Annotated in this window: 1 protein-coding gene; it reads right to left on the bottom strand. The window is 73.9% G+C overall.

Annotated elements, in window-relative coordinates; translation table 11 throughout:
• On the bottom strand, nucleotides 1-3,642 hold a 3,642-nt coding region (locus tag ACZ3I3_RS41225; protein WP_467373009.1), incomplete at both ends, for an SDR family NAD(P)-dependent oxidoreductase.

Here is a 3,642-nt window from a genome sequence, read left to right as displayed (position 1 = left end):
AAGACGAGGGTGGCCGGCAGGCGCAGCCCGGTGGCCTTGTTGAGGCGGTTGCGCAGTTCGACCGCGGTGAGGGAGTCGATGCCGAGCTCCTTGAAACCGCGGCGCACGTCCACCGCCGTGGCGCTCTCGTAGTTCAGCGCCCCGGCGACCTCACCCAGGACCAGTTCGAGCAGGAACGCCGCCCGCTGCTCGTCCTGGAGCCCGGCCAGCCGTTCGGTGAGCGAACCCGCGGACGGACCGGTCCCGGCCTGCGCCGTGCGGCGCGCCGTCGTACGGACCAGCTCCCGCAGGACGGGCGGTATCTCACCGCCCCGCGCCCGCAGGCCGGCCGTGTCCAGCGCCATCGGCACCACGTCCGGCGCGTCCAGCGCCAGCGCCGTGTCGAACAGTTCCAGCCCCAGCGCCGGGTCCAACTGTCCGATGCCGGTGCGCGCGAGCCGTGCCAGGTCGGTCTCGCTGAGCGTCGCGGCCATCCCGTCGTCGGCCCACGCCCCCCAGCCCAGGGACACCGCCGGCAGGCCCTCGGTGCGGCGGCGCTGCGCCAGCGCGTCCAGGTACGCGTTCGCCGCCGCGTAGGCCGCCTGGCCCGCCGTGCCGTACGAGCCGGCGACGGAGGAGAACAGCGCGAAGACGGACAGGTCAAGCCCGCGCGTCGCCTCGTCGAGGTTGCGTGCCGCGTCCGCCTTCGGACGCAGTACGGCGGAGACGCGCTCGGGGGTGAGCGACGTGAAAATGCCGTCGTCGAGGACGCCGGCCGCGTGCACGACGCCCGTGAGGGGATGCTCGGCGGGGACCGCGGCCAGCAGGTCGTCCAGGGCGGCGCGGTCGGCGACGTCGCAGGCGGCGAACGTGACCTCGGCGCCCAGCGCGGTCAGCCGCCGCTCCAGTTCCTCCATGCCCTCGGCGCTCCGGCCTCGACGGCTGACCAGCATCAGGTGCCGCACACCGTGCTCGGTGACGAGGTGGTGGGCGAAGAACCGGCCCAGGGCTCCGGTGGCCCCGGTGAGCAGGACCGTCCCGCCGGAGGCGAAGGGAGACCGCCGGGCCTCCGGGGCGCTCGCCCTGGTCAGACGTGGCGCGAGGAACCGGCCGTCCCGCACGGCGAGCTGCGGCTCACCCGCGAGCACCGGCTCCGTGTCGCCCGTGTCGTCGAGGCCGTCCACCAGCACGATCCGGTCCGGGTTCTCCGTCTGCGCCGAGCGCAACAGACCCCACACGGCCGCGCCCACCGGGTCCGGCACCTCGCCCGCGACGGAGACCGCGCCCCTGGTGACCACGACCAGCCGTTCGCTGTCGGGCCGGTCCTCGGCGAGCCACTCCTGGACCCGGCCGAGCACCTGGTGCACGGTGTCGTGCACCGAGCCGCCCTGGGGCACCCGCAGTACGGTCGCTGCGGGCCTGTCGGACGCGGCGGAGCCGGGCGTCACCGGCACCCACCGCAGCCGGAACAGCGCGTCATGCCCGCCGGAGCGGAGCGCGTCGCGCAGCTGGGCGGCGGCGACCGTGCGCAGCGCCAGCTCACCGACCTCGGCCACCGGCTCCCCGGTGCCGTCCGCCACCAGCAGCGAGACCGTGTCGGGGCCGACCCGGGTCAGCCGCACCCGCACCATGGCCGCACCGATCGCGTGGAGCCGCACCCCCTGGAAGGAGAACGGCAGCCGCGGCTCCACGGACGTCTCCAGCGCTCCCAGTTCGAGTGCGTGCAACGCCGCGTCGAGCAGGGCCGGATGCAGTCCGAACCGCTCGGCGACGGCGGCCTGTTCCTCCGCCAGGGCCACCTCGGCGAAGACCGTCCCATCCGCTTGCCACACGCGCCGCAGCCCCTGGAACGCGGGGCCGTAGGCGAAGCCCTTCGCGGCGAGCGTCGCGTACCAGTCAACGAGGTCCACCGGTTCCGCGTCCTGCGGAGGCCACACGGCCAGACCTGTCCCCGCGGCGGATTCCTGGGCGTTGTCGCGGGCAAGGACGCCGGTGCCGTGCCGCGTCCACGGCCCCTCGGCCGACTCGGTCGCCGACCGGGAGTGGACGCTGAAGGAGCAGTGCCCGGACTCGTCCGCGGGCCCGACCGACACCTGGACCTGGACACCGCCCGTCGAGGGCAGGCTCAGCGGCGCCTCCAAAGTCAGCTCCTCCACCACCCGGCAGCCCGCCAGGTCTCCCGCCCGCAGCGCGAGTTCGACGAGCGCTGTCCCCGGGAGGAGGACGGTGTCCAGCACGGCGTGGTCGGCGAGCCAGGGGTGGTCGTCGAGGGACAGCCGTGTCGTCAGAACCAGAGCGTCGGAGTCGGCCAGCGAGACGGCCGCACCGAGCAGCGGATGCCCGGCCGGACCGAGGCCGAGACCGGCCGCTTCCGCGTCGGCGCTGCGCGAGTCGTCGTGGTTCAGCCAATACCGCCGGCGCTGGAAGGCGTACGTCGGCAGATCGACGTGCCGGGCGTCACGGCCCCCGAAGACCGCCCGCCAGTCAGGAGCGGCACCGCGCGTCCACAGCTGAGCCAGCGCCGTGGTCAGGGAGTCCGCTGCCGTGCGGTCGCGGCGCAGGACCGGGACGAACTCCGGCTCCGGGCCGGGGCCTTCGGGCACACTGGCCCGGCCCATGGCGGACAGCACGCCATCGGGGCCGAGTTCGACGTACGTGCGCACGCCGCGCTCGTGCAGGGTGCGGATGCCGTCGTGGAAGCGGACGGCCTCGCGGACATGCCGCACCCAGTATCCGGGCGAGGCAAGCTGTTCGGCCGTGGCGAGGTCCCCGGTGAGGTTGGAGACGACGGGGATCCGCGGCCTGCTGTACGTGAGCCCTTCGGCGACCCCGCGGAACTCCTCCAGCATCGGATCCATGAGAGGCGAGTGGAAGGCGTGGCTGACCTGCAGCCGCCGGGTCTTGAAGCCGAGTGCCGTGAGCGCCTCGTCGATCTCGGCGATGGCTCCCTCGGCTCCCGAGAGCACCGTGGACGCCGGTCCGTTGACGGCGGCGATCGCGACTTCGTGTTCGCGTCCGGCGAGGTGTCCGGCGACCTGCTCCTCGGTGGCGAGCACGGAGACCATCGCCCCGTTGCGGGGCAGTGCCTGCATGAGCCGGCCGCGGGCGGCCACCAGGGTGCAGGCGTCCTCCAGGGTCAGCACCCCGGCGACGTGCGCCGCCGCCAGCTCGCCGATCGAGTGCCCGGCCACGAACTGCGGCCGCAGCCCGAGGTGTTCGACCAGCCGGAACAGGGCGACTTCCAGCGCGAACAGGCCGGTCTGCGTGTAGAGGGTGCGGTCCAGGAGGTCGCCGTCCTCGGTGAACATCACCTCGCGCAGGGATCGCCCGAGGTGTCCGTCGAGGTACTTGCACGCCTCGTCCAGGGCCTGGGCGAAGACGGGCTGTGTGTCGTACAGCTCGCGCCCCATCCCGGGACGCTGGCTGCCCTGGCCGGTGAACAGGAACGCCGTGTCGCCCACGACGGGCGTGCCCCGCAGCAGACCCGGCGCCGACTCGCCCTCGGCCAGCAGCGCCAGGCCGGCCCGCAACGCGTCGGGCCCGTCGGCCAGCAGCACGGCCCGCTCATCGAGTGCGGCTCGGTGGACGGCGAGTGACAGTCCGAGTGTGGGCAGGTCGGTGTTGTTGTGCTGTTCGAGGTGGTCGGTGAGTCGTCGTGCCTGG

It is taken from the genome of Streptomyces sp. NPDC016851 (assembly GCF_055562795.1).
This window is presented reverse-complemented; position numbering and strand designations above follow the sequence as displayed.